This window comes from Sphingomonas ginkgonis, from assembly GCF_003970925.1.
Classification (GTDB): domain Bacteria; phylum Pseudomonadota; class Alphaproteobacteria; order Sphingomonadales; family Sphingomonadaceae; genus Sphingomicrobium; species Sphingomicrobium ginkgonis.
Map to the genome: position 1 here is coordinate 2,513,996 of NZ_RWJF01000001.1, position 24,713 is coordinate 2,538,708.

26 protein-coding genes are annotated in these 24,713 nt (G+C 66.7%); 7 read left to right on the forward strand and 19 right to left on the reverse strand.

The features are described from left to right. Positions 1-368 precede the first annotated feature (368 nt). Positions 369-650 carry a hypothetical protein gene (locus tag HMF7854_RS12095; protein ID WP_126719323.1) on the forward strand — a complete coding sequence of 94 codons (282 nt, stop codon included), beginning with the start codon at positions 369-371 and terminating at the stop codon, positions 648-650. Positions 651-959: 309 nt separating this feature from the next. After that, complete coding sequence (locus HMF7854_RS16295) at positions 960-1,538, forward strand: cellulase N-terminal Ig-like domain-containing protein (RefSeq protein ID WP_185829267.1); 579 nt, start codon at positions 960-962, stop codon at positions 1,536-1,538. On the opposite strand, the gene HMF7854_RS12105 is transcribed toward HMF7854_RS16295, so the two are convergent. From HMF7854_RS12105 to HMF7854_RS12155, 11 genes are all read right to left on the reverse strand, one after another. Beyond that, positions 1,499-2,416 (reverse strand): SDR family oxidoreductase, encoded by a 918-nt coding sequence (locus HMF7854_RS12105; RefSeq protein ID WP_126719325.1) that lies wholly within the window; start codon positions 2,414-2,416, stop codon positions 1,499-1,501. The genes HMF7854_RS16295 and HMF7854_RS12105 overlap by 40 nt on opposite strands. Positions 2,417-2,464: 48 nt before the next feature. After that, entirely contained in the window at positions 2,465-3,475 is a 1,011-nt protein-coding gene (virB11, locus tag HMF7854_RS12110) for a P-type DNA transfer ATPase VirB11 (RefSeq protein WP_126719326.1), read from the reverse strand. Then, a complete protein-coding gene (locus tag HMF7854_RS12115; protein WP_126719327.1) occupies positions 3,472-4,641 on the reverse strand; it encodes a TraB/TrbI/VirB10 family type IV secretion system protein in 1,170 nt (389 codons plus the stop codon). The genes virB11 and HMF7854_RS12115 overlap by 4 nt, the downstream gene beginning before the upstream one ends. Continuing rightward, positions 4,638-5,432: a TrbG/VirB9 family P-type conjugative transfer protein gene (locus HMF7854_RS12120; RefSeq protein WP_126719328.1), complete on the reverse strand. Its 795-nt coding sequence runs from the start codon at positions 5,430-5,432 to the stop codon at positions 4,638-4,640. The genes HMF7854_RS12115 and HMF7854_RS12120 overlap by 4 nt, the downstream gene beginning before the upstream one ends. Then, positions 5,429-6,640, reverse strand: coding sequence for a TrbL/VirB6 family protein (locus HMF7854_RS12125; RefSeq protein ID WP_185829268.1), 1,212 nt, complete (start codon positions 6,638-6,640; stop codon positions 5,429-5,431). Before HMF7854_RS12125 ends, HMF7854_RS12120 begins: the two co-directional genes overlap by 4 nt. Continuing rightward, positions 6,637-9,042, reverse strand: coding sequence for a VirB4 family type IV secretion/conjugal transfer ATPase (locus HMF7854_RS12130; RefSeq protein ID WP_126719330.1), 2,406 nt, complete (start codon positions 9,040-9,042; stop codon positions 6,637-6,639). The genes HMF7854_RS12125 and HMF7854_RS12130 overlap by 4 nt, the downstream gene beginning before the upstream one ends. Beyond that, a complete protein-coding gene (locus HMF7854_RS12135; protein ID WP_126719331.1) occupies positions 9,039-9,317 on the reverse strand; it encodes a VirB3 family type IV secretion system protein in 279 nt (92 codons plus the stop codon). Before HMF7854_RS12135 ends, HMF7854_RS12130 begins: the two co-directional genes overlap by 4 nt. Next, positions 9,318-9,626: a TrbC/VirB2 family protein gene (locus tag HMF7854_RS12140; protein WP_126719332.1), complete on the reverse strand. Its 309-nt coding sequence runs from the start codon at positions 9,624-9,626 to the stop codon at positions 9,318-9,320. It abuts the gene before it with no gap. After that, entirely contained in the window at positions 9,623-10,243 is a 621-nt protein-coding gene (locus tag HMF7854_RS12145; RefSeq protein ID WP_126719333.1) for a lytic transglycosylase domain-containing protein, read from the reverse strand. The genes HMF7854_RS12140 and HMF7854_RS12145 overlap by 4 nt, the downstream gene beginning before the upstream one ends. 74 nt (positions 10,244-10,317) lie before the next feature. Further along, positions 10,318-11,310 carry a ferritin-like domain-containing protein gene (locus tag HMF7854_RS12150; protein WP_126719334.1) on the reverse strand — a complete coding sequence of 331 codons (993 nt, stop codon included), beginning with the start codon at positions 11,308-11,310 and terminating at the stop codon, positions 10,318-10,320. 22 nt (positions 11,311-11,332) lie between these two features. Beyond that, entirely contained in the window at positions 11,333-12,277 is a 945-nt protein-coding gene (locus HMF7854_RS12155) for a ferritin-like domain-containing protein (RefSeq protein WP_126719335.1), read from the reverse strand. Between the two features lie 241 nt (positions 12,278-12,518). Between HMF7854_RS12155 and HMF7854_RS12160 the strand changes: the two genes are divergently transcribed. Beyond that, positions 12,519-13,277, forward strand: coding sequence for a Crp/Fnr family transcriptional regulator (locus HMF7854_RS12160; protein WP_126719336.1), 759 nt, complete (start codon positions 12,519-12,521; stop codon positions 13,275-13,277). Positions 13,278-13,368: 91 nt separating this feature from the next. Here HMF7854_RS12160 and HMF7854_RS16185 read toward each other — a convergent pair whose 3' ends face one another. From HMF7854_RS16185 to HMF7854_RS12200, 8 genes are all read right to left on the reverse strand, one after another. After that, positions 13,369-14,385 carry an outer membrane protein gene (locus HMF7854_RS16185; RefSeq protein WP_126719337.1) on the reverse strand — a complete coding sequence of 339 codons (1,017 nt, stop codon included), beginning with the start codon at positions 14,383-14,385 and terminating at the stop codon, positions 13,369-13,371. A gap of 246 nt (positions 14,386-14,631) precedes the next feature. Continuing rightward, positions 14,632-14,901 carry a curli-like amyloid fiber formation chaperone CsgH gene (gene csgH / locus HMF7854_RS12170; RefSeq protein WP_275402021.1) on the reverse strand — a complete coding sequence of 90 codons (270 nt, stop codon included), beginning with the start codon at positions 14,899-14,901 and terminating at the stop codon, positions 14,632-14,634. A gap of 130 nt (positions 14,902-15,031) precedes the next feature. Further along, positions 15,032-15,730, reverse strand: a complete 699-nt coding sequence (locus tag HMF7854_RS15830; RefSeq protein WP_126719339.1) for a hypothetical protein — start codon at positions 15,728-15,730, stop codon at positions 15,032-15,034. A gap of 10 nt (positions 15,731-15,740) precedes the next feature. Continuing rightward, on the reverse strand, positions 15,741-16,460 hold the full coding sequence (locus HMF7854_RS12180; RefSeq protein WP_185829269.1) for a hypothetical protein: 720 nt from the start codon (positions 16,458-16,460) through the stop codon (positions 15,741-15,743). 102 nt (positions 16,461-16,562) lie between these two features. Beyond that, entirely contained in the window at positions 16,563-17,936 is a 1,374-nt protein-coding gene (locus tag HMF7854_RS12185; RefSeq protein ID WP_126719341.1) for a hypothetical protein, read from the reverse strand. A gap of 234 nt (positions 17,937-18,170) precedes the next feature. Continuing rightward, the gene (locus tag HMF7854_RS12190) at positions 18,171-19,148 is read right to left on the reverse strand and encodes a CsgG/HfaB family protein (RefSeq protein ID WP_126719342.1); all 978 of its coding nucleotides are present in this window, start codon (positions 19,146-19,148) and stop codon (positions 18,171-18,173) included. A gap of 1 nt (position 19,149) precedes the next feature. Further along, positions 19,150-19,572: a curli assembly protein CsgF gene (locus HMF7854_RS12195; RefSeq protein WP_126719343.1), complete on the reverse strand. Its 423-nt coding sequence runs from the start codon at positions 19,570-19,572 to the stop codon at positions 19,150-19,152. A gap of 212 nt (positions 19,573-19,784) precedes the next feature. Continuing rightward, complete coding sequence (locus HMF7854_RS12200) at positions 19,785-20,543, reverse strand: SIMPL domain-containing protein (protein ID WP_126719344.1); 759 nt, start codon at positions 20,541-20,543, stop codon at positions 19,785-19,787. Between the two features lie 320 nt (positions 20,544-20,863). Here HMF7854_RS12200 and HMF7854_RS12205 point away from each other — a divergent pair, with 320 nt between their 5' ends. The 4 genes from HMF7854_RS12205 to kdpA all read left to right on the forward strand — a co-directional run bounded on the left by HMF7854_RS12205 (position 20,864) and on the right by kdpA (position 24,705). Next, on the forward strand, positions 20,864-21,703 hold the full coding sequence (locus HMF7854_RS12205) for an amidohydrolase family protein (RefSeq protein ID WP_126719345.1): 840 nt from the start codon (positions 20,864-20,866) through the stop codon (positions 21,701-21,703). Positions 21,704-21,944: 241 nt separating this feature from the next. Further along, positions 21,945-22,787 (forward strand): TorF family putative porin, encoded by an 843-nt coding sequence (locus tag HMF7854_RS12210; protein WP_126719346.1) that lies wholly within the window; start codon positions 21,945-21,947, stop codon positions 22,785-22,787. Between the two features lie 108 nt (positions 22,788-22,895). Then, positions 22,896-22,985 (forward strand): K(+)-transporting ATPase subunit F, encoded by a 90-nt coding sequence (kdpF, locus tag HMF7854_RS12215; RefSeq protein WP_062116465.1) that lies wholly within the window; start codon positions 22,896-22,898, stop codon positions 22,983-22,985. Between the two features lie 16 nt (positions 22,986-23,001). Continuing rightward, a complete protein-coding gene (gene kdpA / locus HMF7854_RS12220; protein WP_126719347.1) occupies positions 23,002-24,705 on the forward strand; it encodes a potassium-transporting ATPase subunit KdpA in 1,704 nt (567 codons plus the stop codon). The last annotated feature ends 8 nt before the right edge of the window (positions 24,706-24,713 follow it).

The window sequence follows — 24,713 nt, forward strand, 5'->3', positions numbered from 1 at the left end:
CATCCGCTCTTAATAGACGTCGCGCAACCTTCTCGTGCCACCTCCAAGTTGCGCCATTCACCGCCAGCCAGGTGCCGTCAGAACGGCCACTAATCTGATGAACTTCGCGAGCGGTCAGGCACATCAGCCTAGCTTGCTTGGCCGGCGCTCACCGCCTGCCGCTTGCGTGGTGCGCACAGTCGGGTGCGAGCGACTTGAAGACCGGCTCAGGCGTGAGGCGGCCGGCGGGTCGGCCAGCGGTTCCTTGAACATGTGCGGCGCTCCTGCACCATGAGCGAAGCGTGGCCGCATTAACCACGACCAGAAGTCCGGCGTTCACCGATGCGGGAATAATCGAGTATCTTCATCAGCTTGCTCGAGGCTTTCCGATGGCAAAGCATAGTTATTCCGACGATGCAGAGGACTGCCGCCGCTTTGCCGAGGAGGTCGGCGGCGAAGCCGACAAGGCCATGCTCCACCGCATCGCGCGTGAGTTCGAGCGGCTGGCCGAGGAGGTCCGCCACGCAGACCGCCCCTACTACGTCGCCCGGGCCACTCAGGAAGTCACGGCGGCGGTGAAGGCGGTCCATCCGCAAGCTCGCCTGGCTCACCTGACGATGGCCCGACACTATGAGGCGCTCACCCATCTGCCTTCGATTGCCGTCCGCTAGAAAGTTTCCCGTCCCTCTGGGCTGTGCACCGGTTCGACACAGGTGAGACCAGCCGGCTGGACCGCACCGGCCGATGCGGGTTGCTGGTCGGGTCGCCGGCTTGGCGACGCGTAACCGAGGAGACCGGCGATGGATGTCACCTTCCCCGAGTATCAGTAAGCTTCTCGAGGGGCTCGGCCGGGGTTACCCGGCCGAGCTGGCTTGCGTCTTTCAACGGGTGCAGCTTGAATTGGGAAAATGGCTCTCCGGCTGTTTGCCCGGAACCGCGCATGCTCGTACGTTAGCGATCGACCGGAGTTGAGGCGGATCATGATCGCAGGGCTGACCCGCCGAACCGCACTCAAATCGGCGGTCGCCGCGTTGTCCTGTTCGGTCCTGCCTGCAGCCTGCGCGACAAAGCCTGCCCATCCATCGACACCACGCTTGAACCAACTCGGCTTTCGTCCAGCTTCAACAAAGCATTTCGTGCTGGCTACCGATACGCGTGACCCGTTGAATGCATCTTTCGTGGTAGAGACTCTCAGCGGCCGTCGCGTGTTTGAGGCTCCGCTTCGTACCGCCCTATGTGACCTGACGGTCACCACCGGGGAGCACGTTCGTACCGGTGACTTCTCCAGGTTCAACGAACCGGGGTGCTACCGTTTGTGCGTGGGGACTAGGCGGTCGCATCCGTTCGAGATCAGCGAAGGCGTTTACGTCCCGCTGGTCCGCGATGCTGCCCGTGCGTTTCACTTGATTCGGGCGAACACTGCCGTCGACGATCCCGTCACCGGTCTTAAATTTGCCGCCGGGCACCTGAGCGAGACGACGCTACAGGTCGATGGCCGGTCACACCGATCCGCGGTGAGTCACTCGCCATGCGATGAGGAAGTGCCCGGCTCCGAATAGTCCATTCCCGCCAGATCGCTGAGCAGGTCCGGGCCTTTCGGCTCCCAGCCCAGCCGTTCGCACGTCCAGGCGCTGGAGGCTGCCATGTCGAGCGTCGCGAAGGCCGCCATCCAGCCGAAGTAGCGCTCGACCTCGTCGGCCTTGATCGAACGGACCGGCAGTCCCGAACTGCTGCCGATCGCCTCGGCAATTGCCCGCGCCGTCACGCCGTCCTCCACAGATGCATGGTAGCGCGCTCCGGGCTCGCCCCTCTCCAGCGCCAGAACATAAACCTTGGCAACTTCGCTGACGTGCGCGGCGGACCAGCGGGTCTGCCCCTCGCCGACATAGGCTACCGCCCCGGCTCGTCGCGCCTCGGCGATCAACGGCGTGATCAGCCCTGCCTTGCTGGTGTCATGGACCTGCGGGAGGCGGACGGTGCGGACATCGATCCGGCGCGCCAGCAGCGTTGCACCGGCGAGTTCGGTCGCAATGCGAGGGTTGGCGTGTCGGGGGTTGAGCACATCTTCCCGTGCCAGGCCGCCGTCGAGCGGCGTCCCAATGCCGACGCCAGAGGTGATCAGGATGGGCTTCTGCGACCCCTCCAGCGCCGCTCCCATCGCGGCGATGTTGCGCTCGTCCTTCCTGGTATTCTCGGAGAAGGTCTCGAAATTGTGATCGAAGGCGCAGTGGATCACCGCATCGGCGGCAGCCGCACCGCTGGCGAGCGTTTCCGGTTGTTCGAGATCGCCCCGGTGCACCTGCGCTCCAGCAGCCTCGAGCCGACGGGCACCCGCCTCGGAGCGGGTGAGCCCCAGCACCTCATGACCACGGGCACGAAGTTCGGGGATGATGTGCGAGCCGATGAACCCGGTCGCACCGGTCAGGAATACGCGCATGAAAGCAACCTCCGGTCTGCCGGTCAGATCGCGATCGTGCCTGAAATATCAACTCACGCGAGCGGCTCCGGCCGGATCGGGGTGCGTGCCCGGGCCGTCATCCAGCACCTGGATCGCGGCGATGCGGCGCTGGCCCTGGACTCGCTCGAGTTGCACGACCACGTCGATCATCAGCCGGGCATAGGCGATCGTGTCGGCGCGGCTGAGGCCGAGGCCGGCCTGCATGACCATCAGCGCCAGCTGCTCCAGTGCGCCCGATGGGCTGTTGGCGTGGATGCTCGTGAGGGAGCCCGGATGGCCGGTGTTGATCGCGCGGAGGAAGCTGACGGCCTCGCGGCCGCGCAGCTCGCCGAGGACGATCCGGTCGGGGCGGAGTCGAAGCGCCGCCTGCAACAGGTCCTCGACCGTGACCCGCGCCTCGCCCGTGTCGCCCTTGACCGCCACCAGCCCGAGCCCGTTGGCCGAGCGGAGGCGGATCTCGGGCGTGTCCTCGACGAGGATGATCCGCTCCTGTTCGGGCACTTCGCGAAGTAGCGAGTTGAGGAAGGTGGTCTTGCCGGTCGAGGTGCCGCCGCTGACGATGATCGTCTTGCGCGAGCGGACCGCGTGGCGGAGGAACTCGATCGGCTCGACAATGGGATCGGGGGCGCGTTCGGACTGGCCCAGGCTCAGGGGCCCATGGTCGTAATCGGACAGCGGCAGGTCGATGACCCGGTGGCGGCGAATCGCCATCGCCCAATGGTCGCGGGTCGCGGACGGCGCGACGAACTGCACCCGCGCCCCGTCGGGCAGGGTCGCGGCGAGTAGCGGTTCCTGCCGGTTGATGCCCTGGTGGCTGACCCGGGCGATCTGCTCGGCGAGCCGACCGATGTGACGATCGTCGACCTTTGGCAGCGCGATCCGCTGCAGACCGGCACCGCCCGAGGCCTCGATCCACAGCTCGCCCGGACGATTGACGAGGATCTCGGTGACGTCCTCCTGCTCCAGCCACGGGCGGAACGGCTCCAGGTAGGACTGGAGGAAGACCGAGTCGTCGATCGCCCGGAGGCTGGCGCTCATCGCGCCGCGACCAGCCGGGGCACCGAGGAGAAATCGAGGTCCTTGGCGGTGAAGATCCGGATCGGCTCGCCCTGAGCGACGCGGATCGTCGGTGCGATCGAGCCGTTCTGGCCCGCCGCCACGGACGCGGCGCTCTGCCCGCCGCCACCGACGATCACGCTCGCCCCGCCCGAGCCCATGGTGCTCAGTCCACCGATCACCGACAGCAGCAGCGCGGAGCCGAACCGCTTCATGAAGTGCGAGTTGACCTTCCCCGCGAGCCCCGCCGTCCCGGCGTCGTCCACCGCCGGGGAGTCGAGCGCGACCGAGACCCCGTCGGGACGGATCAGGCGGGTCCAGATGACGTAGGCGCGGGTCTGGCCCGCGGCGAGCCCCGACTTGTACTGGCCAATCAGCCGCGACGAGCGCGGGATGAGAACCTGCGACCCGTCGAACGACCGCACGTCGCGGCTTACCAGTGCGCGGACATAGCCCGGCAGGTCGGTGTTGATGCCGGTCTCAAGCACCGCGCCGATCAGCGTCCCCTGCGCCACGGTCGAGGCGGGATTGCTGAGCTGCTCGGCGACCGCCACCTGCTCCGAGCCGACGCCCATCCGGTCGGCGAACCGCTCGTCGCCGGTCAGCTCACCGCCGGCGGCGCTGCGCCGCGGTGCGGAGCCGAAGCCTGGCGGAACCGCCGGCAGCGGGGATCCGCCGGCGCCGGCGGTGTCGGGCAGCGGCACCCCGCTGCTGTCGTAGACCATCAGCGGCGCGCGCACCCGCTCGCCGGCGCCGGCAACGGGTGCGGGCACGATCTGGCCCCATGGCTGGGTATGCGGGAGGATCAGCCCGCCCGGCGCCGGCTGCGCCGTGACGGGGACGAGCGCAACGGACGGTGCCGGCGCAACAGACGGCGGGGGCAGCGGCGCCACCGCGGCCGGTCGGCTGACCGGCGCCGCGCGGTGGCCGCTCATCGACAGGAAGGTCAGCAAACCCAGCGTGACCGCGATACCGCCGCCGGCAAGCAGCCCGAAGGAATCGCGCTTGGGACGGTTGGCGGCGACCAGCGGATAGGCGTTGCGGTTGGCCTCGATCAGCGCGCCGCCATCCATCGTCTCACGCGGGTCGAAGTCTCGAAGCGGATGGAGGATCAGCGTCGACGACGATGGTTCGCGATAGTCGCTCATGGCTTTGCCTCGGCATCATGGGATCGGACCGGTTCGGCCGATGCCGTCGTGGTCGGAGGTAGCGGGCGACGAGGCGCAGGCGTCAGGGTCGCGAAATGCTTGCCGCTCCGAAGCACCAGCTGTGCCGGCACCCCGTCGACAACGATGTAATCGCCTTTGACCGTGTAGTTGACCGGCCCTTCCACCCCGTTGGTCCCGCGCGCGAGAATGGCGGGCAGCGCATCGCCCTGCTCCCACCGCAGGAAGGTCGACCGGCCATCGTCGAACAGGCTGGCCGGAAGCAGCCGCTTCTCGCCCTTGCTGGCCCAGGCAAAATTGAGCAGCGTGGGATCGGGCTGCGGTGCGGGCGCCGTAACGCTCGCCACCTCCGCCGCCGCGATCGGCGTCGACGATGGTTTCGCCGCCGGTTTGAGCCCGTCGGGATAGCTGAACCGCATCATGTACACCGCCCCGCCCGCGGCGCCGCTCACCAGGTCGAACAGATAGGTGCGCTGGTCGGTGACAACCGTCATGTTGGTCCGTGCCCGGCTGCTGGTCGGCTTCACGAAGATGAGATTGGCGCGCTTGTTCGGGGTGACCTGCCACGCCACCGAGTCGCCGACCGCGATGTTCTCGACCCGCTCGTCGGGCGCGAAGGCGATGGTCGACTCGATCCCCGGTCCGCCGCGCAGGACGGTGATCTCGCTGGGACGATAGACGCGCTCGGCGACGCGCGGATCGGCCAGCGCGGCGCTTCCCGCCCCTGTTGCGGCGAGCGCGAGAGCCCCCAGCGCGAGTTGGCGCCAGCTCATGCGATCCTCTCCTTGACACGATGATCGACCGCCGGGCCGAAGCGCCGCCCGACGTCCGCGGAGCGCGGGTCGCTTCGCGACGGTAGCGCCGAAACCGGGGCAGCGATCGGAACGACCGGTGGCCTACGCTGGTACTGCCCCCCGCCGTGAACCGGGCCACTGCTAGCCGCGGGCGCGGTCGGGAAGGCCGAGACGATCCCCGCGATCCGCTCGTCGCGCGGAAGTACGGTAACGACTCCGCCCGATACCGGGGCCGCGATTGCGGAGGCGGTCGCTCCGATCTGCCGCTCGCTACTCCGCTGCTCGCCGTCGCGCGTGGATTGGTCCCGGCCCCAGGGGAGCCGCCAGCCAGTGACGATCGTGCTCGCCATTTTGATCGCCATGACCATCAGCGACACGAACACGGCCGAGCCGAGGAACAGGGTTCCGACCGCGCGGCCCGACGGCTCACCGCCGGACATGGCGATGTCGCGCGCGATCGGCTGCAGCGCACCGATTGCCCCGCCGCCGATCAGCACGGCGAACAGCGGCACGACGGCCATCAGCACCACCGCCTTCAGCCATCCCTCGAACAGGCCGCGGGTGCCGGCGAACATCGCCATGACGATGAAGATGGGCCCCAGCGCGAGCATGGCCGCGAGCGCGATCTTGGCGGTCACCAGCACGCCGACCGACCCTAGCAGCAGCATCAGCGCCGCCAGCCAGAGCACGGTGGAGGCGGTGAACCCGCCGACCATCGGGGTCGCCGGTGTGATCCCAGTGGCGGTGGGCGGAGCCGGCTTGCTTGCCCGGTCGGCGCTGTCGGCGACCGCCGTGAACAGCGTGTCGAGGCGATCGGCGAAGGCGGTGGTGGCGGATCCCTGCGAGCCCGAGACGACACTGGCGATCTCGTCCGGAGCGCCGACCGCTAAGGTCCAGACGACGTTCTGGTAGGCGACCCACGACGTGGTGAAGGTCAGGACCAGACCGAGGGTCGTCATCCGCGGAAGGAAGGAGGCGATGCCGAGCCGCGACCGCCCGGTCAGCAGCCCGATCGCGAACAGCGCGACATAGATGGTCAGGAGGATCGTCAGCGCGCCGACCAGATGCCCGTTCGCCCCGAACAGCCGCCCGAACGCGGCCGAGGTCGCTTCTCCCGTCTGGCAGTCGAGCGAACGGAGGGCCGCGGCCAGCGAACCCGACGCGGCAACGGTGGGACAGGCGCTCATTCCGCCGCCTCGACCCAGGGCTCGTCGCTGCCGGGCAGCGCCCGCCCGGCGAACCGCACGAACCATTGCGCCGGCGCATCGCCGAGCTCGGCGCGCAGCTTGTCGAGCAGCCGGACGCTGGTCTCGCGCCCGGACAGGACGGCGAGCAGGTCGGGAAGCCCCGAGAGGTCGAGCCGCACGACTACCGAATGATTGGCGTGCCGGACGAGGAAGCAGCGGCTGTGCGCCGGGAGCGCACGGATCAGCTCGAGCTCATGTTCGGACAGACCGAAACCGCGGCAATAATCCTCCTCGCGAGCCTTGGCGTTGGGGGTGAAGATCATGGTCGCGGTCTGTTCGACCAGCGCCGCCGCGATCTGGCTCTCCAGCGCGTCGCGCGCCGACTGGGTGGCGAAGCCGACGATCGCGTTGCGCTTGCGCAGCGTCTTAAGCCAGTCGCGAATACGCGCCGCGAAGACGGGATCGTCGAGCGCCTTCCAGCCCTCGTCGATGAGGATCATCGCCGGGCTGCCGTCGAGCCGCTCGTCGACCCGATGGAACAGGTACATCATCGCCGGCGTGCGCAGGCGCGGGTTGTCGAGCAGCGCCGTCATGTCGAAGCCGACCGTCACCGCATCGAGGTCGAGCCGGTCCTCGGCATTGTCGAACAGCCAGCCATGCTCGCCGCCGACCCACGGGTCGAGCCGCGAGGCTAGGTCGCCGGGCTGCGGGCGCCGGGCGCCGCCCAGCAGCTCGCGGAAATAGCGCAACCGGCGGAAGGCCGGGTCGGCATCGAAGCAGGCGTCGACCGCGCTGGCGATAACCGCCTCCTCCTCGGGCCCGTTCGCTTCGAGCAGGACGCCGAGCCAGTCGCGCAAGAACGACCGGTTAACCGGGCTATCGGGGAGCTGCAGCGGGTTGAGCCCGCTAGGTTCGCCCGGGAGCAGCCGGCTGTAGCGGCCGCCGGCAGCGCGGATGAAGATCTCCGAACCACGGTCCTTGTCGAACAATACCGTGCGCGGGTTGAACCGCTGCGCCTGGCTGGCGAGAAAGTTCAGGACCACCGTCTTGCCCGACCCCGACGGCCCGATCACCGTGAAGTGGCCGAGGTCGCCCTCGTGGAAGTTGAAGAAATAGGGCGTCGAGGCGGTCGTCTCGAGCACCGTGACAGCTTCGCCCCAATGATTTCCGCTGGCGCGCCCCATCGGCAAGCCGTGCAGCGAGAGGAACCCCGCGGCATTGGCGGTGGAGATCAGCGCGCGGCGGACGACGTAGTCCTCGTTCCCGGGGAACTGGCCCCAGAAGCAGGGCTCGAGATTGATGTCCTCGCGCACCGCGACCGCCCCGATGTCGCTGAGCGCCGCTGCCGCCTGGGCGATCGCCGGGTCCAGGCTCTCGAGCGTCTCTGCCCGCACCAGCAGCGACAAATGATGATCGCCGAACCCGGTCTGGCCCGCGCCGAGCGCGTCCCGCGCCGCGAGCATCTCGCCGCGCTCGGCGCCCGCCTCTTCATCTGCGGAGCGGAGCCGACGGATGGCGAGGTCGATGCGCTCGCGCGCGATCTGCCGGTCGGTCGGAGCGAAGCTCTCGGTCAGCACCAGCTCGTTTGGCAGCCGCAGAAGATTGTCGATCAGTCCGGCGCGCGTGGCATCCGGATATTCCTTGACCGACAGCATAGCGCCGAAGCTGCGGCTGGCCGGATTGCGCGTCTCCAGCGCGTCGAGCCCGAAGCTCACCCGGCTGTATGGCAGGTGCTGGCCGAGATCGACGCCACCCTCGGGCAGCATCGCCGGACGAAGCTCGCCATTGTAGATCGCGGAAAGAATCTCGAGCGGCTCCGAGCACAGCGCCTGCCCGCGTTCGTAGGTGCCGAGCTGGCGGGCACCATAGGCTTCCAGCGCGACCCCCATCGAGGTCGCCGCGGCATCCAGTTCGCGCAGAGCCCGCGAATGGTCCTGCTCGGAGCGGGCCGAACGGCGCTGCCACTTCTCCAGCCACCCGGTTTTTCCGCGCGGGGGACGCCGGACCAGCGTGACCACCTGCTCGTTGACGAACAGCCGGCGCTCGTCGAGCCGCTCCTGCCAGCGCTCGTTGACCAGCCGCGCGAAAGGATCGTCCGACGTGTCGGTCAGCGCGATCGTGACCTGCCGACGGATGACGTGATGATAGAGGACGAAGCGGGCGTCGAGCACGCTGCGGAGCATCGTCTCGCGGACGCCGAGATGATGGTCGAGCACCATGCTCTCGTCGGTCTCGAACGGCAGTCCGGGCACCCGGATCATCCGCATCAGCGAACCGTCGCGGAGCAGCAGCGTGCGGCTGTCGAGGTGCCGCGCATAGGGGAGACGGTCGCCGGCCCGGCTCTCCTTCCGGCCCCAGGCGGCGGCGCCGCCCCATTTCGTGAGGGAGGTCTTGCCGGTCATGGCGCGTAGCTGTTGCATCCCCAATGCTTCCAGTTCGGAACCCGCGGGCAGCGGCGCACCTTGGTCATCCACAGGTCGAAGATGCGCGGCTCGCGCAGGCAGGCGAGATAGCCGGCGCCATGCACGACCAGCGCCACGGGCAGCGCAAGGAAGCTGCGGCTGATAAGGAATGCCTCGGTGGTGATCGCCGCGTTCAGCACGAAATAGCTGTACGTCACCCCGGCGAACATCTGCGGCCGGGTGAGCGCTCGGAACACGGGCGAGCGCGCGAGCATCTACCGCGCTACCATCGAGGTGGCCTGGATGCCCGAGACGATGGCGGCCGAGCCGAACAGCACGAAGCAGCCGACGATCACCGTCGCGCCGAACCGCCAGTTTAGCCGCCCGGTCAGCATCATGAAACCGACCATCGCGACCGCGATGACCGCGACCGCTGTCGCGACATTGCCGAGCAGCGTGCCCTGAAGCCAACCGAGCGCCGCGACGATCGGCCCGGAGCCCTGCGGATCCGCTCCGGTCGCCTGCGCCAGGGCGGCACCCGGCATCATCAGCAGACCCAGCCCGAGCGCGGCGAGTTTCTTCATCGGTCGTTCCTTCCTGCAAGATCGATCGGCTCGCCGAGCCGGTCGATGATCGTCGAGACGTAGGCGCGGGTCTCGGCAATGGCGGGTATTCCGGCGGCGCGGATCACCCGGCCCGGACCCGAATTGTATGCCGCCAGCGCACGCTCCACGTCGCCATCGAAGCGGTCCAGCATCTGCCGGAGATAGCGGGCGCCGCCGTCGAGATTGGCGGCAGGATCGCGCGCGTCGACCGCCAGCGCCCTTGCCGTCGCCGGCATCAGCTGGGTCAGCCCGATCGCCCCGCGCGGCGAGATCGCCGTCGCCCGCCAGCCGCTCTCCTGCCGGGTCAGCGCGGCGAGCAGCGAGGGGCTGACGGAATAGCGATCCGCCGCGCTGTGCAGCGAGGCACGATAAGTCGCCGGCACGACCGGCTCCGCGACCAGGGTCATCGCCGCGGCCGGAAAGACTGGGGCGAGTTCGGACACGTCCTCGCCCGCCGCGGCGTCGGTCTCCGCCACTGACTGACCACCGACGCGCTGGTGAAGCGAGCCGTCGGCAGCGATCTCGTAGACCGTTGCCGCGGCTGGCGTTGCGATCGACAGGACGGCGGCCGCCAGGGCGGCCAGCGCTGGCAGCATCGTTGCAGTTGTTCCCCGCAGCCGTCCCATCGCACCCTCGCACGCAGGAGATCGGCGAGCGCTCGCCGGGCCGGTCAGCCCGACGTGCTCGCGTTGATCGTCCCGTTGACCCCGTTCGGAAAGAAACCGCCCTTGGTGGCCGTCGCCGCCGTCAGATAGACGATGTTGAGAACATCGCCGGTCGAGCGGCTGTAGGCGATCCCGTCGGCATCGGTCGGAACGATGTTCGACGCACCGTTCGATCCGCGCACGCCTTGGTCGTCGTCGACCGCATTGTCGAGCGTGTCCCGGGCGGCCGAGATCTTCTCGGTCGCGTCGATCAGCGTCGGCGCGGCGATGCCCTTGGCATAGAGCACCGTGCGGACGAGCCCGGCATGATAGGCTTCCGCCGCCAGGATCCCCGCTGCCGCCGAGAGGAAGGTCGAGCTCTGGAGGAGCGGCGATGCGCCCTTGTAGGCGGTCACGCCGACGTCCTCGAAGATGAACGCCCCGAGCAGGAAGTTCTCGTCGCTGGCATAAGGGTCGAACGACTGGCCGGCACCGATCAGCCCGGCCGCGCGAGCTGCGCTCGAGAAGGCACCGTTGGGATCGGTCCCGATGTCGATCGCCGGCTGCGCCACCGCCACCGAGCCGAGCGCCGAGCGGAGGAACGCCACGTGCGCCCTCTCATCGCCGGCGATCTCGTTCGCATATTGGCGCACAACGGGGTCGGTAAAGGTCACCCCTCGTCCGCCGGTCACCGCGCCCTGGGTTCCGGTCCCCGTCAGCAGGTTCGCCGGGAGCCCCGCGCCCGTCGCCGCGAAGCTGTAGAACTGTGCCTCGAGGTATTCGAGATTGAGCGCAAAATTCAGGATATCGCCGTCGGAGAGACCCGACTGCGGCGGCGCGGTATTGACGTCGTTGGTGGTGCCGAAGCCGCTTCCGCCGCCCCCGCCGCACCCGCTGAGCGCTGCGGTTCCGGCCACCGCGGCGGCGGAGGCACCGGCGAACTTGAGGAACGCTCGCCGCTCCTCCCGCCGGCGAGCCTGGCGCTCGAAGACTTCCGCAATCAGTTCATGCTGGTTCATGACAATCGCTTTCTACTCGAGCTCAGCCTGCGCTGCTCATGGTGATGGCGCCGTTGACGCCGTTCGGGAAAAAGCCGCCCTTCGAGACAGCGCCGGAGTTCAGGTAGACGATGTTGAGCACGTCGCCGGTCGTGCGGCCGTAGGCGAGGCCATTGGCATCGAGCGGAACGATGTTGCTGGCGTTGCCGATGGGGGCGATGCCCTGATCATCGTCGGTCGCATTGTCGAGCGTGTCGCGTGCGTTCGAGATCTTCTCGGTCGCATCGATCAGCGAGGGCGTTTGAATGCCCTTGCGGTACAGGGTCGTGCGCACCAGGCTCGCATGATAGGCCTCGACCGCCAGGATGCCGGCAGCGGCCTCCGTGTAGGTCTTGTTGGCGAGCAACGGCGCCGCGCCCTTGTAAGCGGTGACGCCAACATCCTCGAAGATGAAAGCGCCGAGCAGGAAATTCTCGTCGCTGGCATAAGGATCGAAGGATTGTCCCGCACCGATCAGCCCGGCAGCCCGGGCAGCGGTCGAGAAGGCGCCGTTCGGATCGGTGCCGATGTCGATCGCCGGCTGGGCAACCGCGGCGGTTCCGAGCGCGCGGCGGAGGAAAGCGACGTGCGCCGCCTCATCCTGCGCAATCTCCTTGGCATATTGCGCAACCACCGGATCGGTGAAGGTCACCTGCTTGCCCGGCGTGACTGCGCCCTGTGTTCCCGTGCCGGACAAGCTGCTGTTGGGCAGCCCAGCGCCAGTCACCGCATAGGTGTAGAACTGCGCCTCGAGATATTCGAGGTTGAGCGCGAAGTTGAGGATGTCGGCGTCGGACACGGTCTGCGCGACCGCCCGCCCGCTGAACGATGCCGCGGCGGCAACGCCGCCCAATGCATAGGCGCCAAGAGTTCGGACGAATGCTCGACGATCCTCCCGCCGCTTGGCTCGAGATTCCAACGCCTCGAGCATTACTTCCTGGTCGGCCATGTGATCGCCTCCGCCTATTAACCATCGGGGATTGAGCCGGTTTTTCGAGCTTTTCGGGGGTCTGCCAAGCCCTGTTTGCGCCCGGTACGGCCCCGTACGCGCGCATCAATCCTAGGTTAGTGGCGGGGATTGGTTCCGCTGTTAACCAAAGATTTGTCGGCCCTGCATCCAACTTCAAGGTAGGCCCGTATCTTCCTCAGGGAGGTGGCTTTTGTTCGATTGTTCAGCGTCCGGGAGCGAGTTGGTCGATCCGCAAACTCCTTCTGCCAATCTCCTTTTTCGTCGCTTCTCGCTCCGCGACCGGGCGGCGTTAGCCACGCACATCGTCCCGATCTCCGGTGCCCGCGGCGACCGGTTGGTCCCGCCCGCCTCAGGCGGCTCCTACGTCTATTTGTCAGACGGTCCGCTGATCTCGCTCGAACAGCGCAACGGGATTGAGGTCGCGCTGATCGGACGCGAGGGGATCGTCGGCTGGCCGGCGCTGGTCGGATCCCTGCACGCCCCGTTCGGCTTGGTAATCCGGGGCCGCGAAGGGATGATCTACCGGATCGAAGCCAGCGTGCTGATCAAGATCGCTGCGGCCAACCCGACGATCGCGATCATGCTCAACCGCTTCGTCGTGTCGATCAGCATGCAGATGGCGGAGACGATCGCGGCTTATGCCGCGCACCGGATCGAAATGCGCCTCGCGCGCTGGATGCTGTTGCGGCACGATCGTGCCGGCGGAGACGAGCTCCTCGCGCAGCATGACGAGATCGCGATGAACCTCGGCACCCGCCGCGCCAGCATCACCGACTGCCTGCACGTCATCGAAGGTGAAGGAGTGGTGCGCTGCCGGCGGGGCAAGCTGATGATCCGCGATCGCGCGAGATTGGAGAGCCTGGCGGGCGGCTGCTACGGCTCGGCCGAGGCCTTCTACGCCGACATGATCGGCCCGTTCGGCAAGAGCGCCGAGACGCTACGGTCCGCCTCGTCCATGACGACGGACCTGAGCCTCTAGCCGCCCCTTTGGCCGCGCTCGCGGCGGTCCGACCGCGTTGCATTGACAGGCTCGCACTGCATCGCTGCAGCGCGAGCCCGAAGTTGCCGGATCAGCCGCGCTCTGGTGCGGGCGGCGGGGGTGGAGGCGGCGGTGGCGGCGGAGGTGCCGGGCACACGGCCGTCACGTCGATCGTCGACCCGTCCGGACAGGTCTGCGTCGCCGGTGCGGGTGGCGGAGGCGGCGGCGGAGGGGGCGGCGGCGGAGGCGGCGGCGGTGCCGCTTCGGCGCCACCGAAGTTGAAGATTAGGCTGGCCATCACCGAGTGGCTGCGAAAGCGCTGGTCGAGGTTGGTGAATAGCGCGGCGCTAGTGGTCTGGTCGACGATTGTCGGATTGGTCGGATCGACCACGAAGCGGTTGGCATTGCCCGACAGGGCCACGGCGTTGCTTTCGCGCAGGTGCAGCCGGGCCGTCTGGAAGTAGCGGTACTTCAGGCCGAAATCCACGTTGCGGGTGAGCGCGTAGCGGGCGCCGGCGATAAGCTGGAACGCCCAGGCATTGTCCTTGGCGCTGGCGAACTTGACCCGGGCTCGGCCGGCGCCGCCGCCGGCGTAGAAGGACAGCCCGTCGTTGTTGCCGAAGTCGACGAGGCCGTTGACCATCCCCGACCAGACCCGCGTCCGGGCATCGAGGGTGAAGTTGCTGGCGACGAGCGGCGCCAGCCCCGGCGCGCCCGGATCCGGCACAGCGGAAGGACGGTTCAGCGCGGTGTTGACCGCGGTGATGAAGTTGGGATCGACGTCGAACCGTTTCACCCGCGACCGCTTGTAGCCGAGCTCGCCCTCGAGCCGGAAGAAGCCGAAGTCATAGCCGGCGATCGCGTCGACGTCGTAGCCCCGCTTGTACTTGATCCTGAGCGCGTCCGTGTAGGTCGTGCTAGCTGCCCCGGCCGGCGCGGCCGGGCTGGCCGGCGTCTGGGTGGTGGTATAGACCGCGTCCACGTTGACGTTGGACGAGCGGGGAAAAAGAACTCCGCCCTCGATCCCGACATAGGGTTGGCCGTCGCGCGCCGCAGCCGGTGCGGCGAGGACCATGACCGTTGCCGCCGTTACAATCACATAACGCATGTCCAGCCTCCTGTTCGGTCCTGCGCTCAGGCCCGCGACTCGCCCTACGTGAAGAGCTGGTTGATGGGAACGAGCCCATGCAAGGTGCACAACGGCAGGTACGGTAGCGCGCAAATCACACCGCGGAAAAAGGCGCTCGTCATGAAAGTTCCGGCAGAACAACCACAGGTCTAGCGAGTTCGGCGCACAGCGAGATCGTCAGTTGAGAACGGCGGACCCCGCCATCGAATTGTAGCGGAGCCGGCGCTACGAAGACGAGCGGGTCACGTCGTAACTTTCTCCGTCGCTAGTTCGCACGTGGAGCTTGGCGGACCAGCGGCTCGCCGCGGCTCCGCTGAGCGCAACGTCGAGCAGGTGCGGCTCGCCGCCCTTTGCCAAATGCGCTTGCCCGCGCTGCACCGAGCGGTTTGCTCCCCCTGTCCCGCTCCACACCTCCAATTCGTAGCTCGCGACACAGTCCCGGGCGCCGGTCCCGAGGACATGAAAGCGCGCGGTGCCGCCCGTCTGCTCGACCATCAGCTTCACCGGTGCCGGCGCGATGGGAGACGATGGTGAACCTCCGCCTACTGTCCCTAGGAGAGCCGCGGCAAGACTCGAAATCAGGATATAAGGGGGCATCGGCTACTCTCCTGACAGGCTCGGCGCATCATGGCCTCGGATTGGCCAAGCCGTTAGCGACGGCATCGACGATCGCCGCCGCCTCGCTCGCCAGCACATCGTTTTTCTCGGGAGCCGGTTTGGGCGGAACAGGCGGCTGGAGAACGACGGATGCAATCCCCTGCGCCGCCAGCGAGTCCGCGGCGCGGCCACTGTCCGCAAGAGCCCGCGCTGCCGCATCGTAGCCCAACGCGAGGTCAGCTTGCTGTTCTCCCAGCAGGAGTCGCTGCTCGGGCGTCAGAGAAGGTGCTGCCGGCACAAGAGTGGCGGCCTGCTTGACCAGCCGATTGCAGTCGATGTCTGCCCGCGACCGCGCGGGCTGGTTCGCGTCGCAGCGGTCCCGGCCGGGCACATGCTCGGTCCCGACGTTGCGGCTGTCACTCCTGCTGCTCAAGGCCGCGGGATCACGCGCGGGGCCACCGCTCTTGCTGAGTTGCGGGACTTGCGGCCGACGTCCTAAATGGTCCGCAACCTGGCTGGCCGACGCCGTTGGACGGCGAGTGGACGGCACCTGCCGGGGCACAAGGCCATGGTCGTCCGGAGCGCTGATCTGGGGCAGCGCGGGGCCCGCGGACTGGGCCTCTTGGCCGAACCCACTGCTCTGCGCGAGCGCGAGACTGCACCAGCCGCCACAGCCCATCGCGGCAAGCAAGCGGAGCATGGTCCCACGACTGGTCCGCCGCTGCATCGTTCCGCTCCTAATGGCCGGCGCCGGTCTGGATAATGGACAGCTGTCCAAGCGTCACCGAGCCACCGCTCTGGACGACGTTGAGGTCAGCCAGATTGTTCCCCTTCTGGGCCCACATCAGGCGGTTACCGTCTCCGTTCTGGGTGGCGGTCATGCCGTTGCCACTGCCCTCCTGGGTGAGGACGGCCCGGTTGTCGGATCCGTTCTGCGCAAGGCTCAGGTCGTTGTCGTTGCCACTCTGGCTGAGCTTCGCGCCGTTGAACAGCACGCCGGTGGCGTTCTGGCTTGCGAAGGCCCAGTTGTTCGCGCCCGACTGAGTTAGAACAAGGAGATTGTCGCCGCTGCCGCTCTGCGCCAGTCGAGCGAAGTTTCCGCTCCCGGCCTGAGTCGCGGTAAGGGCGGCGTTTCCGCTGCCCGCTTGGCGCACGTCGGCCTCATTGTGCGTGCCCGACTGGGTCACGGACGCGGTGGCGTTCGGCGCTTCCTGAACGATGGTCACAACCTGTGAATCGCCGACCTGGTCGACATAGGCTGTGCGTCCGGCCACGGACGGCATGGTCATCTCGATGGACAACGGACCGTTGCTGATGCGGGCGTGCCCGTGCGCATTACCGACAGATCCAAGGTTGCCGTTGTTGCCATTGCACGGATTGCCATTGTTCTTGGAACAGGGCTGTCCAGGCGGCACGGCATTGGTGTCGGCGAACGCCGAGCCTGCGCCCAGCGCCATCGAAAGGACAAGCGCAAACCGAACCGGCATCAGTCCTCGCATGATCACCTCCGCAAAAGTACCGGCGCGCGGAGAACCGCGCGCCGGCTGTTGCATCACTTCTTAGTGACCCTGTGTCACAGTGGCCAAGTTTGCGGTGCCCGACTGATTGATCGAAGACGAGTTCCCGTTGCTGCCCTGCACGACATAGGCGCTGTTGTATGACCCCGACTGGGTCAGATCCGACAGATTGTTGTCGCCGCTCTGCCTGACGTTTCCGTAGTTCCCGTAGCCCGCCTGCGAGACATGCGACGTGTTCATGTCACCCGACTGGTTGACGATCAGGTTATGATGCTCGCCGGACTGCAGAACGTCGGAGCGGTTCCCGCCACCGGTCTGCGTAACGTGCGCGGTCTGGTAATAGCCCGTCTGGGTGAGGTTCGAGCTGTTATTCGAACCAATCTGATCGACAAAGGCCCACTGGTCGCGGCCGGTCTGAACAGCTGCCGAGGCGTTGGCCGTTCCGCTCTGCATCACCTGAGCATAGGTGCTATTCGAGTTGGAATACTTGTTCGTGCCGGACGCAGTCTGGGTAACCGACGAATTATTGCCTGCGCCGCTCTGCGTAACAGAGGCGCTCACATTCATTCCTGCCTGTAGAATGTTGGAGGCCTGACTGTTTCCGTTCTGCTTGACAGTCGCGTCGGCATTGTCGGCACCCATCACCTGGGTTGCACTCGACGAATGACCATTGCCGTTTTGATCGACGGTAACCGTACCGTTCTTCGCCGCTTGGTATACGTTGGACGAAGATGCCTGGCCGCCGTGCTGCGTCACGGTCGCCGAGTTCATGTAGCCACTCTGGCCGACCTGGCTCGAACCGTAGATGCCGGTCTGGCTTACGGTCGCCGTGTGCGAACCGTCACCGGACTGAATGACGTCGGAGTGGTTCCCCCAGGAGTTGTCGCCGACGGCGAGAGCGCTGTCGCCCTGCTTGACGCTGGCGGTGTTGTTGCTGCTCGTCTGAGCCACCGTCGAGTGCTGGTTATCGTCGACCTGAGTGATCGACGCGATGTTGGAATTTCCGCCCTGATACACCGACGACTCCGTCAGAGCCTGAGCGGTCGAAGTCTTCTGGACGACAGTTGCGCTGTTCGAATTTCCGTCCTGGCGGACCGCCGAGGTGTTGATCGGACGACCATGGCCGTAAACGTCCGAACCATCGTCGGACTGCGTAACATCCGCCAGGTTGGCGTTGCCGGTCTGCACAATGGCAGAGCTGACGCCGAGCGTTGATCCGTTCTGGTTGACGATCGCCTTGTCGGCACGACCGCTCTGATCGATCGACGAGGCGGCGTTTCCACCATCCTGCGATACCGTGGCGAGACTGATCGTTCCGCTCTGGTTGACCGCCGAGCTGTTGTTCCCGGCAGCGATCGCCGGGGCGGCCGCGAAAAGTGCGAGCGCGGAAACGGTCGTCATAATTGCGCGTTTCATGATTGTCTTTCCTCCGTGTGGGGGAGATAATCATGTCGCCCGAAGGGGTGACATGATCAGGCCCCGAGCCTAGCCATGTCGCGCGCGTCGGAGCTGCAACTCCGGCGCGCGCATTCAGTCCGACGCCGAGCGGAGCTGCAACTCCGCTCGCCGACTCCGGTGTCGCTTCGGCTGGCGTCGCCGGACCTTCGCCAGCCACTCGGTCACCCGGCCGAACCGGATGCCCGGAATGGGTCAGTGCACTCCCTGAGCGCTCCCTCCGTCCTTGTTCCTTACCGGATCCGGCTGCACCTTCATCGGTGTCGCCCGGCGATCCCGTTCCACCGCGGTTGCGACGTCCCGCGCGCTAAAAACCCCGTCGCGCTCCTGCCGGTAGCGCCACAGCGTTGGCCAGCCGGCGCGCGGATCGGCGAAATTCCACAGCTTGAGGTCGACGCCCTCGAGAACCATCTCGTAGACCGCCTTCTCAATCGCCTGTTGCAACGCGAGGTGACCGGGCTCGTTGGTGGTGATCCCGGCTTCCGCCTCGAGCAACTGCTTAAAGGCGACATATTTGAACGCGCTGGCGCTGATCGCCTTTGAGGCAATCGTCTTCGAAGCCGTGACGCTGGTCAGCACTTCGCCCGTCCGGACCGACACCGCACGCAGATAGACAGTGACGGTGTCCTGCCGATATTCGGTATGACCGCCGATCCCGAGGAAGGAAGCGCCGACACCGCCGGTGACGGTGTTGACGTCGTAGCTGACCACCCCGCCCTCGAGCAGGACGCCGGCAAACAGCAGCGAAGGCAAGGCCTGTGGGTTGGGCCCGTTCTCGCCGAGGTAGCGCGAGCGCATCTCGGTGATGATCTGCCGCTCGTTGAGGAGATTGCGCAGCGATTCCCGTTCCACGATGGTGAACCACTGGCGGTTGCCGGCATCCTGCAGCGCCTTGACTAGGATCGCGCCGCCGCCCTGGCTCACCGCCCGCGACAGGGTCTGGCCGTTGTCGCTCGGCTTGAACTGGCCGGTCTGGTCGCCGAACCCATATACTGCGACCGCGATCGGACGCTGCGGCGGCGGGATCGACGCTAGCAGGTTTTGGGTTTGGGTCGTCTGCGGGATGGTCGCAAGCGAGCTCATCTCCGGGATTTCCGATCGTCCGTCACGACCGAGGGTCGTGCAGCCGGAGAGAGCGGCGCAGGCAGCGCCGAGCAGCAGCAACTGACGCATGTCAGTTGACCTGGAGGAAGGTGGGAACGACGATCGTTGTAATGTCGCCGCCCGACCCGGTGATCGTCAGCGTGACGCTGTCCAGGTTGCGGTTGAAGTCGATCGTCTGATCGCCGAATTTGATCGTCCCGTGCTGCTGCGGATTCGGACCGAAAATTGCGTCCACAATCTGCGAAGACAATGCGGAGAGTAGCCTTGACTGGAGCTGTTGCGCAAAGATCTGCGCCTGGCTTCCGGTCGCTTGCGTACTCGGATCCTTGAAATTGTTCTGGGCATTCGCAATCCCGAGAAGATGCGAAGAGTTGAAAGGATTTCCGCCGAAGCTCGGATTAATTGGCGTGTACGTTAACGCACTTGCCCCCGCTTGAGCGGGTACCAAAACGCTTGTCGCGGCAACTGCCACGCGCAACACAAACTTGTACATGTACGCCCCTTCGCACATCCCGAATCATCGGATTGCCTCTGTGCTGAACGTTTTATTAATCCGGATTGGGTTTCTCGCAAGAGGGCTACGCTTAAAGAAAATTTAGCGCTCCAAAGTGGCACAGTATCGACAAAACTCGTGCATGTTTTCCACGGATTTGTACCGTCAACGGCAGCACTCCGGCGCCGGGAGATTCCAGCCTTGAACGCGGCTCATCGCTCCATCCGGTACTGCAATGTCAGCGTCACGCCGGTCTCGATCTGTCCCGGCGCGATCGCGCCGTCGCGCTCGGGCGCGGGTGGGGGCGGAGGTGGTGGAGGCGCAGCAGCGGGCACGCGGCTGCCCGTGACAATGATGTCGTCCGAACGATAGGACACGCCCTCCTGCACCGTCAGCAGCCGCACGCGCGCGAACCCGGCGTTGCGCGCATATTCGCCCGCTTCCGCCTCGCCGCGCACCATCGCCCGGCGCCGCGCCTCGCTGCGGATCGGAAGCGGGTTGGCGATGTCGAAACTCGGTCCATAGATGCCCGTCGCGCCAGCCGCGGTCAGCGTGTCCAGCAATCCGCTGAGCCGATCGAGCTCGCGCGTCTTGATGCGCACCGTGTTGCGCGCGACATAGCCAATGAAGCGTTGGCTGCCGACGCCGTTCACCTGTTCGAAGCGATAGTCGGCACCGAGGCTGATGCCTTCCGTCTGCACATCCTTGTCGCCGATCCCTGCCTTGCGGATGGCGACGAGCAGCGCCTGCGTCTTCCCCTTGTTGGCGGCGAGCGCAGCTGTCGCGGTCGGCGCGCGGCTCTCGGTGGACATGCTGATCGTCGCCTGATCGGGCGGGGAGCGGAGCTGCTCGCTGATCTGGACGGTTACGACCGGCCCGCCGGCGAGCTGGTCGGGTGTAGCGGCGATCTGCGCCGCTGCGGGAACAGCCACCGCGGCGAGGAGCCCGCCAGCGAGTACGCGAACAATCATCAGCCGATCTCCCTCGTGATCCGCCAGACTGCCCAACCCGACCGTGGTCGGCAAGTGAGTGTCTTCTTTGCGACAGAACCGCTCGATCACCCGGGCGGCGCCTCCGCAGGATCGTAGCGCGCGCCAGGGTCGCGCCGAGCTATTCGATTGGCCCTACCGGCTCAGATCTTCTAGCCTGGTCGCATGCTTGTAGGCGTTGACCCGCTGCTCGGCTCCGAGCTTCCGTTTCCGTCTCGATCGCCCCGGGGCGCGAGAACGTTTACGCGCGGGCGCACAGAAGCTTCGCCGTCGTCGCGAGCCGGCGCTTGGGTGATCGGGACTTGAGCGAGGCGGGTTCGCGCATCGACGCGCACCAGCATTTCTGGACCCTCGCGCGCGGCGACTATCACTGGCTCGGGCCCGAGCTTGCGATCCATCGCGACTATGGTCCCGCCGATCTCGCCCCGCACCTCTCTCGCCACAATATCGGCCGGACCATCCTGGTCCAGGCCGCTCCGACTCTGGCAGAGACCCGCTTCCTGCTCGATCTCGCCCGCGCGACACCGTTCGTCGCCGGCGTGGTCGGCTGGTTCGATTTCGAGGCGCCGGACGCGAGCGAGCAGTTGACCCGACTGGCGACCGATCCGCTGCTCCGCGGCGTGCGCCCGATGCTGCAGGACATTGCCGACGAAGGCTGGATCCTCCGGCCGGCCTTCGAATCCCTCCTCCGCAAACTGGCGCGCCGCGACCTTGCCTTCGACGCGCTGATCACCCCGCGGCACCTCACAATCCTGCCCAAGCTGCTCGACCGCCATCCCGGGCTCCGGATCGTCATCGATCATGGCGCGAAGCCCGCGATCGAAAACGGCGGACTCGGCACCTGGGCGAGCGGAATGCGTGCCCTCGCCGATTATCCGGAGCTTCGGGTCAAGCTGTCCGGCCTCGTCACTGAAGCCGGCCCCGACTGGAATGTCGAGCGGCTCCGCCCCTATGTCGATGTGCTGCTCGACTGCTTCGGCCCGAACCGGCTGATGTGGGGGAGCGACTGGCCGGTGCTCGAGCTCGCCGCCTCCTACGATCGCTGGTGCGAGGCGACCGACCGGCTGCTCGATCCGCTCGCGACAGCCGAGCGCACGGCCATCCTCGGAGGCACTGCCGAACGCTTTTACCGGCTGCCCTGAAACCGGCCTCTCATGGCGACCCCAAGGAAGTCAGCGGCCCGGAACTGGTCGTGCTGCTGACGCGGGCGGATGGCACTCGATCGCGCAAACAACGGCCGCAAAGCCCCTCGCAGTTCGTTTCCATATGAAAAAACTACGGGCTCTCCGCGCTTTCGAACTCGATATCCAACGCCGCCGCCGCCTACTTCGCTGACCTCTTCCCGCGCCGCCCGGCTTTCCGGCGCGTCCACGAGGTCAGGTTATGAAATCGCTTCTTCTTCCAGCTGCCGTCCTTGTCGCTGTCGTGCCCGCCGCACCGGCATTCGCACAAACGGAACCGTCGAACACGGCCAGCGGAGTACCCACCACTCCCGCCGAGCCCCCGACGACGTCGAATTCACCGTTCATGATCAGCGGCAGCGCCGCGCTCGTGTCGCAGTACCGCTTCCGCGGCATCTCCCAGTCCGACAACAAGCCCGTGGTGCAGGGCAGCTTCACCCTGGCGCACCGCTCCGGCTTCTACGCCTCGGTGTGGGGTTCGAGTGCCAATGCGAACGACGCGGTGAACATCGGCGGGACCGAGATCGACGTCTACGGCGGCTACTCCCATGGCCTCGGCCAGTCGGGCGTCACCGTTGACGCGGGCGTCTACGGCTATCTTTACCCGGGCAGCCGACGGGCAGTCGGCATTAGCGAGAATTACTACGAGCTCTACGCCTCGCTCGCCCGGAGCCTTGGTCCGGTCACGGCCAAGGCAGGCGTCTACTGGGCGCCCAGCCAGTCCTACTTCCGCCGGTTCGACACAGCCACCCGCTACAACCTCTACGAATATGCCGAGCTTGGCACCGCGCTGCCGGGCATCCCGCTCCTCCTCCACGCGCATGTCGGGCACAGTGGCGGCGGCTTCGACTATGCCGGCCACGACTATGTCGATTACACGCTCGGCGCGTCGGCCAAGTGGAAGGCGCTGACCGCGGACCTGTCGCTGGTCGGGACGAACCTCAGCCGCCACGACACCAGCGCCGCCGACCTCGCGCTCGGCACCCATGATTTCCATCGCTCGGCCAAGCCGGTCCTCGTCGGATCGCTGACCGCCAGCTTCTAACGAAAGGATCGACCATGCAGGATCTCCTCTGGATCGCGTGTCTGCTCGGGCTGGTGGCGGCGACGCTCGCTTATGTCCGCCTGTGCGACCAAGCCTGAGGCCACCGCGATGACTCTCGACCTCTGGCTCGCCGCGCTCACCGCGCTTGGTCTCCTCCTCTACCTCGTCGCGGTCCTCGTCCGCCCCGAGCGCTTCTAAGAAAGGGCGCGGTCCGATGACCCTGCAAGGCTGGTTGCTGATCCTGGCGTTCGTCGCCATCCTGCTCGCGCTTACCAGGCCGATCGGGACCTGGCTGTTCGCTCTCTACGAAGGGCGGCGCACCCCGCTCCACCTCCTGCTCGGCCCAATCGAGCGCGGCTTCTACCGGCTGGCCGGGATCGACCCGGAAGAGGAGATGAGCTGGCGCCGTTACGCGGTGCACATGCTGCTGTTCAACGCGGTGCTGACGCTTTTCACCTACGCCGTGCTGCGGCTGCAGGGCGCGCTGCCGTTCAACCCGCAGGGGCTTGCCGGACTGTCGCAGCATCTCTCGTTCAACACGGCGGTCAGCTTCGCGACTAACACCAACTGGCAAAGCTACGCGGGGGAGTCGACCCTGTCGAACCTCAGCCAGATGCTCGGCCTCACCATCCACAACTTCCTCAGCGCGGCGACCGGCATCGCGCTGGCCTTCGCCCTGTTCCGCGGCTTCGCGCGGCGGCAGGCATCGACGATCGGCAACTTCTGGGCCGACTGCACCCGGGTCACGCTCTACCTGCTGCTCCCGCTCTGCATCCTCTACGCGCTGTTCCTGATCCTCAGCGGAGTCCCGCAGAGCCTCGCGGCGACGATCGACGTCAACACGCTGGAAGGCGCGCGCCAGACGCTGGCGACCGGACCGGTCGCGAGCCAGGAAGCGATCAAGATGCTCGGCACCAACGGCGGCGGCTTCTTCAACGCCAACTCCGCCCACCCGTTCGAGAACCCCACCGCGCTGACCAACTTCGTCCAGATGCTGTCGATCTTCGCGATCGGGTTCGGGCTCACCTGGACCTTCGGCAAGGCGGTCGGCAACACCCGCCAGGGCTGGGCGATCCTGTCCGCCATGACCATCCTGTTCCTGGCCGGGGTGACGGTCGCCTACTGGGCGGAAAGCGCCGGCAACCCGGTGCTCCACCAGCTCGGGGTCGCCGGCGCGAACATGGAAGGCAAGGAGGTCCGCTTCGGCACCGCCGCCTCGGCCCTGTTTGCCGTTGTCACCACCGCCGCGTCGTGCGGCGCGGTGAATGCCATGCACGACAGCTTCACCGCGCTCGGCGGAATGGTCCCGCTGTTCAACATCCAGCTCGGCGAAGTCGTGGTCGGCGGGGTCGGCGCGGGCATCTACGGTTTCCTCCTGTTCGCCATTCTCGCCGTGTTCGTCGCCGGGCTGATGGTCGGCCGCACGCCGGAATATGTCGGCAAGAAGATCGAAGCGCGCGAGGTCAAGCTCGCGGTACTGGCAATCGCCGTCCTGCCGCTGATCATTCTCGGCTTCACCGCCCTGTCGTCGGTGCTTCAGCAGGGTCTCGCCGGACCGCTCAACAAGGGCCCGCACGGATTTTCGGAGATCCTCTACGCCTTCACCAGCGCGGTCGGGAACAACGGTTCCGCCTTCGCCGGGCTGACCGCCAACACGCCCTATTACGACGGGCTGCTGGGGGTTGCGATGTGGATCGGCCGCTTCTTCATCATTGTCCCGATGCTCGCCATCGCCGGCAATTTGGCGGCCAAGAAGCACACGCCGGAAAGCCCCGGCTCCTTCCCGACCACCGGCGGCCTGTGGGTCGGCCTGCTCGTCGGGATCGTGCTGGTGCTCGGCGGCCTAACCTTCCTGCCGAGCCTCGCGCTCGGCCCCATCGCCGATCATCTCGCGATGATCAGCGGCCAACTCTCCTGATTGGAGGC

Bases quoted from the DNA above. Each gene is read 5' to 3' on its own strand.
- HMF7854_RS12095 (WP_126719323.1), top strand. From the start codon at position 369: ATGGCAAAGCATAGTTATTCCGACGATGCAGAGGACTGCCGCCGCTTT.
- HMF7854_RS16295 (WP_185829267.1), top strand. From the start codon at position 960: ATGATCGCAGGGCTGACCCGCCGAACCGCACTCAAATCGGCGGTCGCC.
- HMF7854_RS12105 (WP_126719325.1), bottom strand. From the start codon at position 2,416: ATGCGCGTATTCCTGACCGGTGCGACCGGGTTCATCGGCTCGCACATC.
- virB11 (WP_126719326.1), bottom strand. From the start codon at position 3,475: ATGAGCGCCAGCCTCCGGGCGATCGACGACTCGGTCTTCCTCCAGTCC.
- HMF7854_RS12115 (WP_126719327.1), bottom strand. From the start codon at position 4,641: ATGAGCGACTATCGCGAACCATCGTCGTCGACGCTGATCCTCCATCCG.
- HMF7854_RS12120 (WP_126719328.1), bottom strand. From the start codon at position 5,432: ATGAGCTGGCGCCAACTCGCGCTGGGGGCTCTCGCGCTCGCCGCAACA.
- HMF7854_RS12125 (WP_185829268.1), bottom strand. From the start codon at position 6,640: ATGAGCGCCTGTCCCACCGTTGCCGCGTCGGGTTCGCTGGCCGCGGCC.
- HMF7854_RS12130 (WP_126719330.1), bottom strand. From the start codon at position 9,042: ATGACCGGCAAGACCTCCCTCACGAAATGGGGCGGCGCCGCCGCCTGG.
- HMF7854_RS12135 (WP_126719331.1), bottom strand. From the start codon at position 9,317: ATGCTCGCGCGCTCGCCCGTGTTCCGAGCGCTCACCCGGCCGCAGATG.
- HMF7854_RS12140 (WP_126719332.1), bottom strand. From the start codon at position 9,626: ATGAAGAAACTCGCCGCGCTCGGGCTGGGTCTGCTGATGATGCCGGGT.
- HMF7854_RS12145 (WP_126719333.1), bottom strand. From the start codon at position 10,243: ATGCTGCCAGCGCTGGCCGCCCTGGCGGCCGCCGTCCTGTCGATCGCA.
- HMF7854_RS12150 (WP_126719334.1), bottom strand. From the start codon at position 11,310: ATGAACCAGCATGAACTGATTGCGGAAGTCTTCGAGCGCCAGGCTCGC.
- HMF7854_RS12155 (WP_126719335.1), bottom strand. From the start codon at position 12,277: ATGGCCGACCAGGAAGTAATGCTCGAGGCGTTGGAATCTCGAGCCAAG.
- HMF7854_RS16185 (WP_126719337.1), bottom strand. From the start codon at position 14,385: ATGCGTTATGTGATTGTAACGGCGGCAACGGTCATGGTCCTCGCCGCA.
- csgH (WP_275402021.1), bottom strand. From the start codon at position 14,901: ATGGTCGAGCAGACGGGCGGCACCGCGCGCTTTCATGTCCTCGGGACC.
- HMF7854_RS15830 (WP_126719339.1), bottom strand. From the start codon at position 15,730: ATGCAGCGGCGGACCAGTCGTGGGACCATGCTCCGCTTGCTTGCCGCG.
- HMF7854_RS12180 (WP_185829269.1), bottom strand. From the start codon at position 16,460: ATGGCGCTGGGCGCAGGCTCGGCGTTCGCCGACACCAATGCCGTGCCG.
- HMF7854_RS12185 (WP_126719341.1), bottom strand. From the start codon at position 17,936: ATGAAACGCGCAATTATGACGACCGTTTCCGCGCTCGCACTTTTCGCG.
- HMF7854_RS12190 (WP_126719342.1), bottom strand. From the start codon at position 19,148: ATGCGTCAGTTGCTGCTGCTCGGCGCTGCCTGCGCCGCTCTCTCCGGC.
- HMF7854_RS12195 (WP_126719343.1), bottom strand. From the start codon at position 19,572: ATGTACAAGTTTGTGTTGCGCGTGGCAGTTGCCGCGACAAGCGTTTTG.
- HMF7854_RS12200 (WP_126719344.1), bottom strand. From the start codon at position 20,543: ATGATTGTTCGCGTACTCGCTGGCGGGCTCCTCGCCGCGGTGGCTGTT.
- HMF7854_RS12210 (WP_126719346.1), top strand. From the start codon at position 21,945: ATGAAATCGCTTCTTCTTCCAGCTGCCGTCCTTGTCGCTGTCGTGCCC.
- kdpF (WP_062116465.1), top strand. From the start codon at position 22,896: ATGACTCTCGACCTCTGGCTCGCCGCGCTCACCGCGCTTGGTCTCCTC.
- kdpA (WP_126719347.1), top strand. From the start codon at position 23,002: ATGACCCTGCAAGGCTGGTTGCTGATCCTGGCGTTCGTCGCCATCCTG.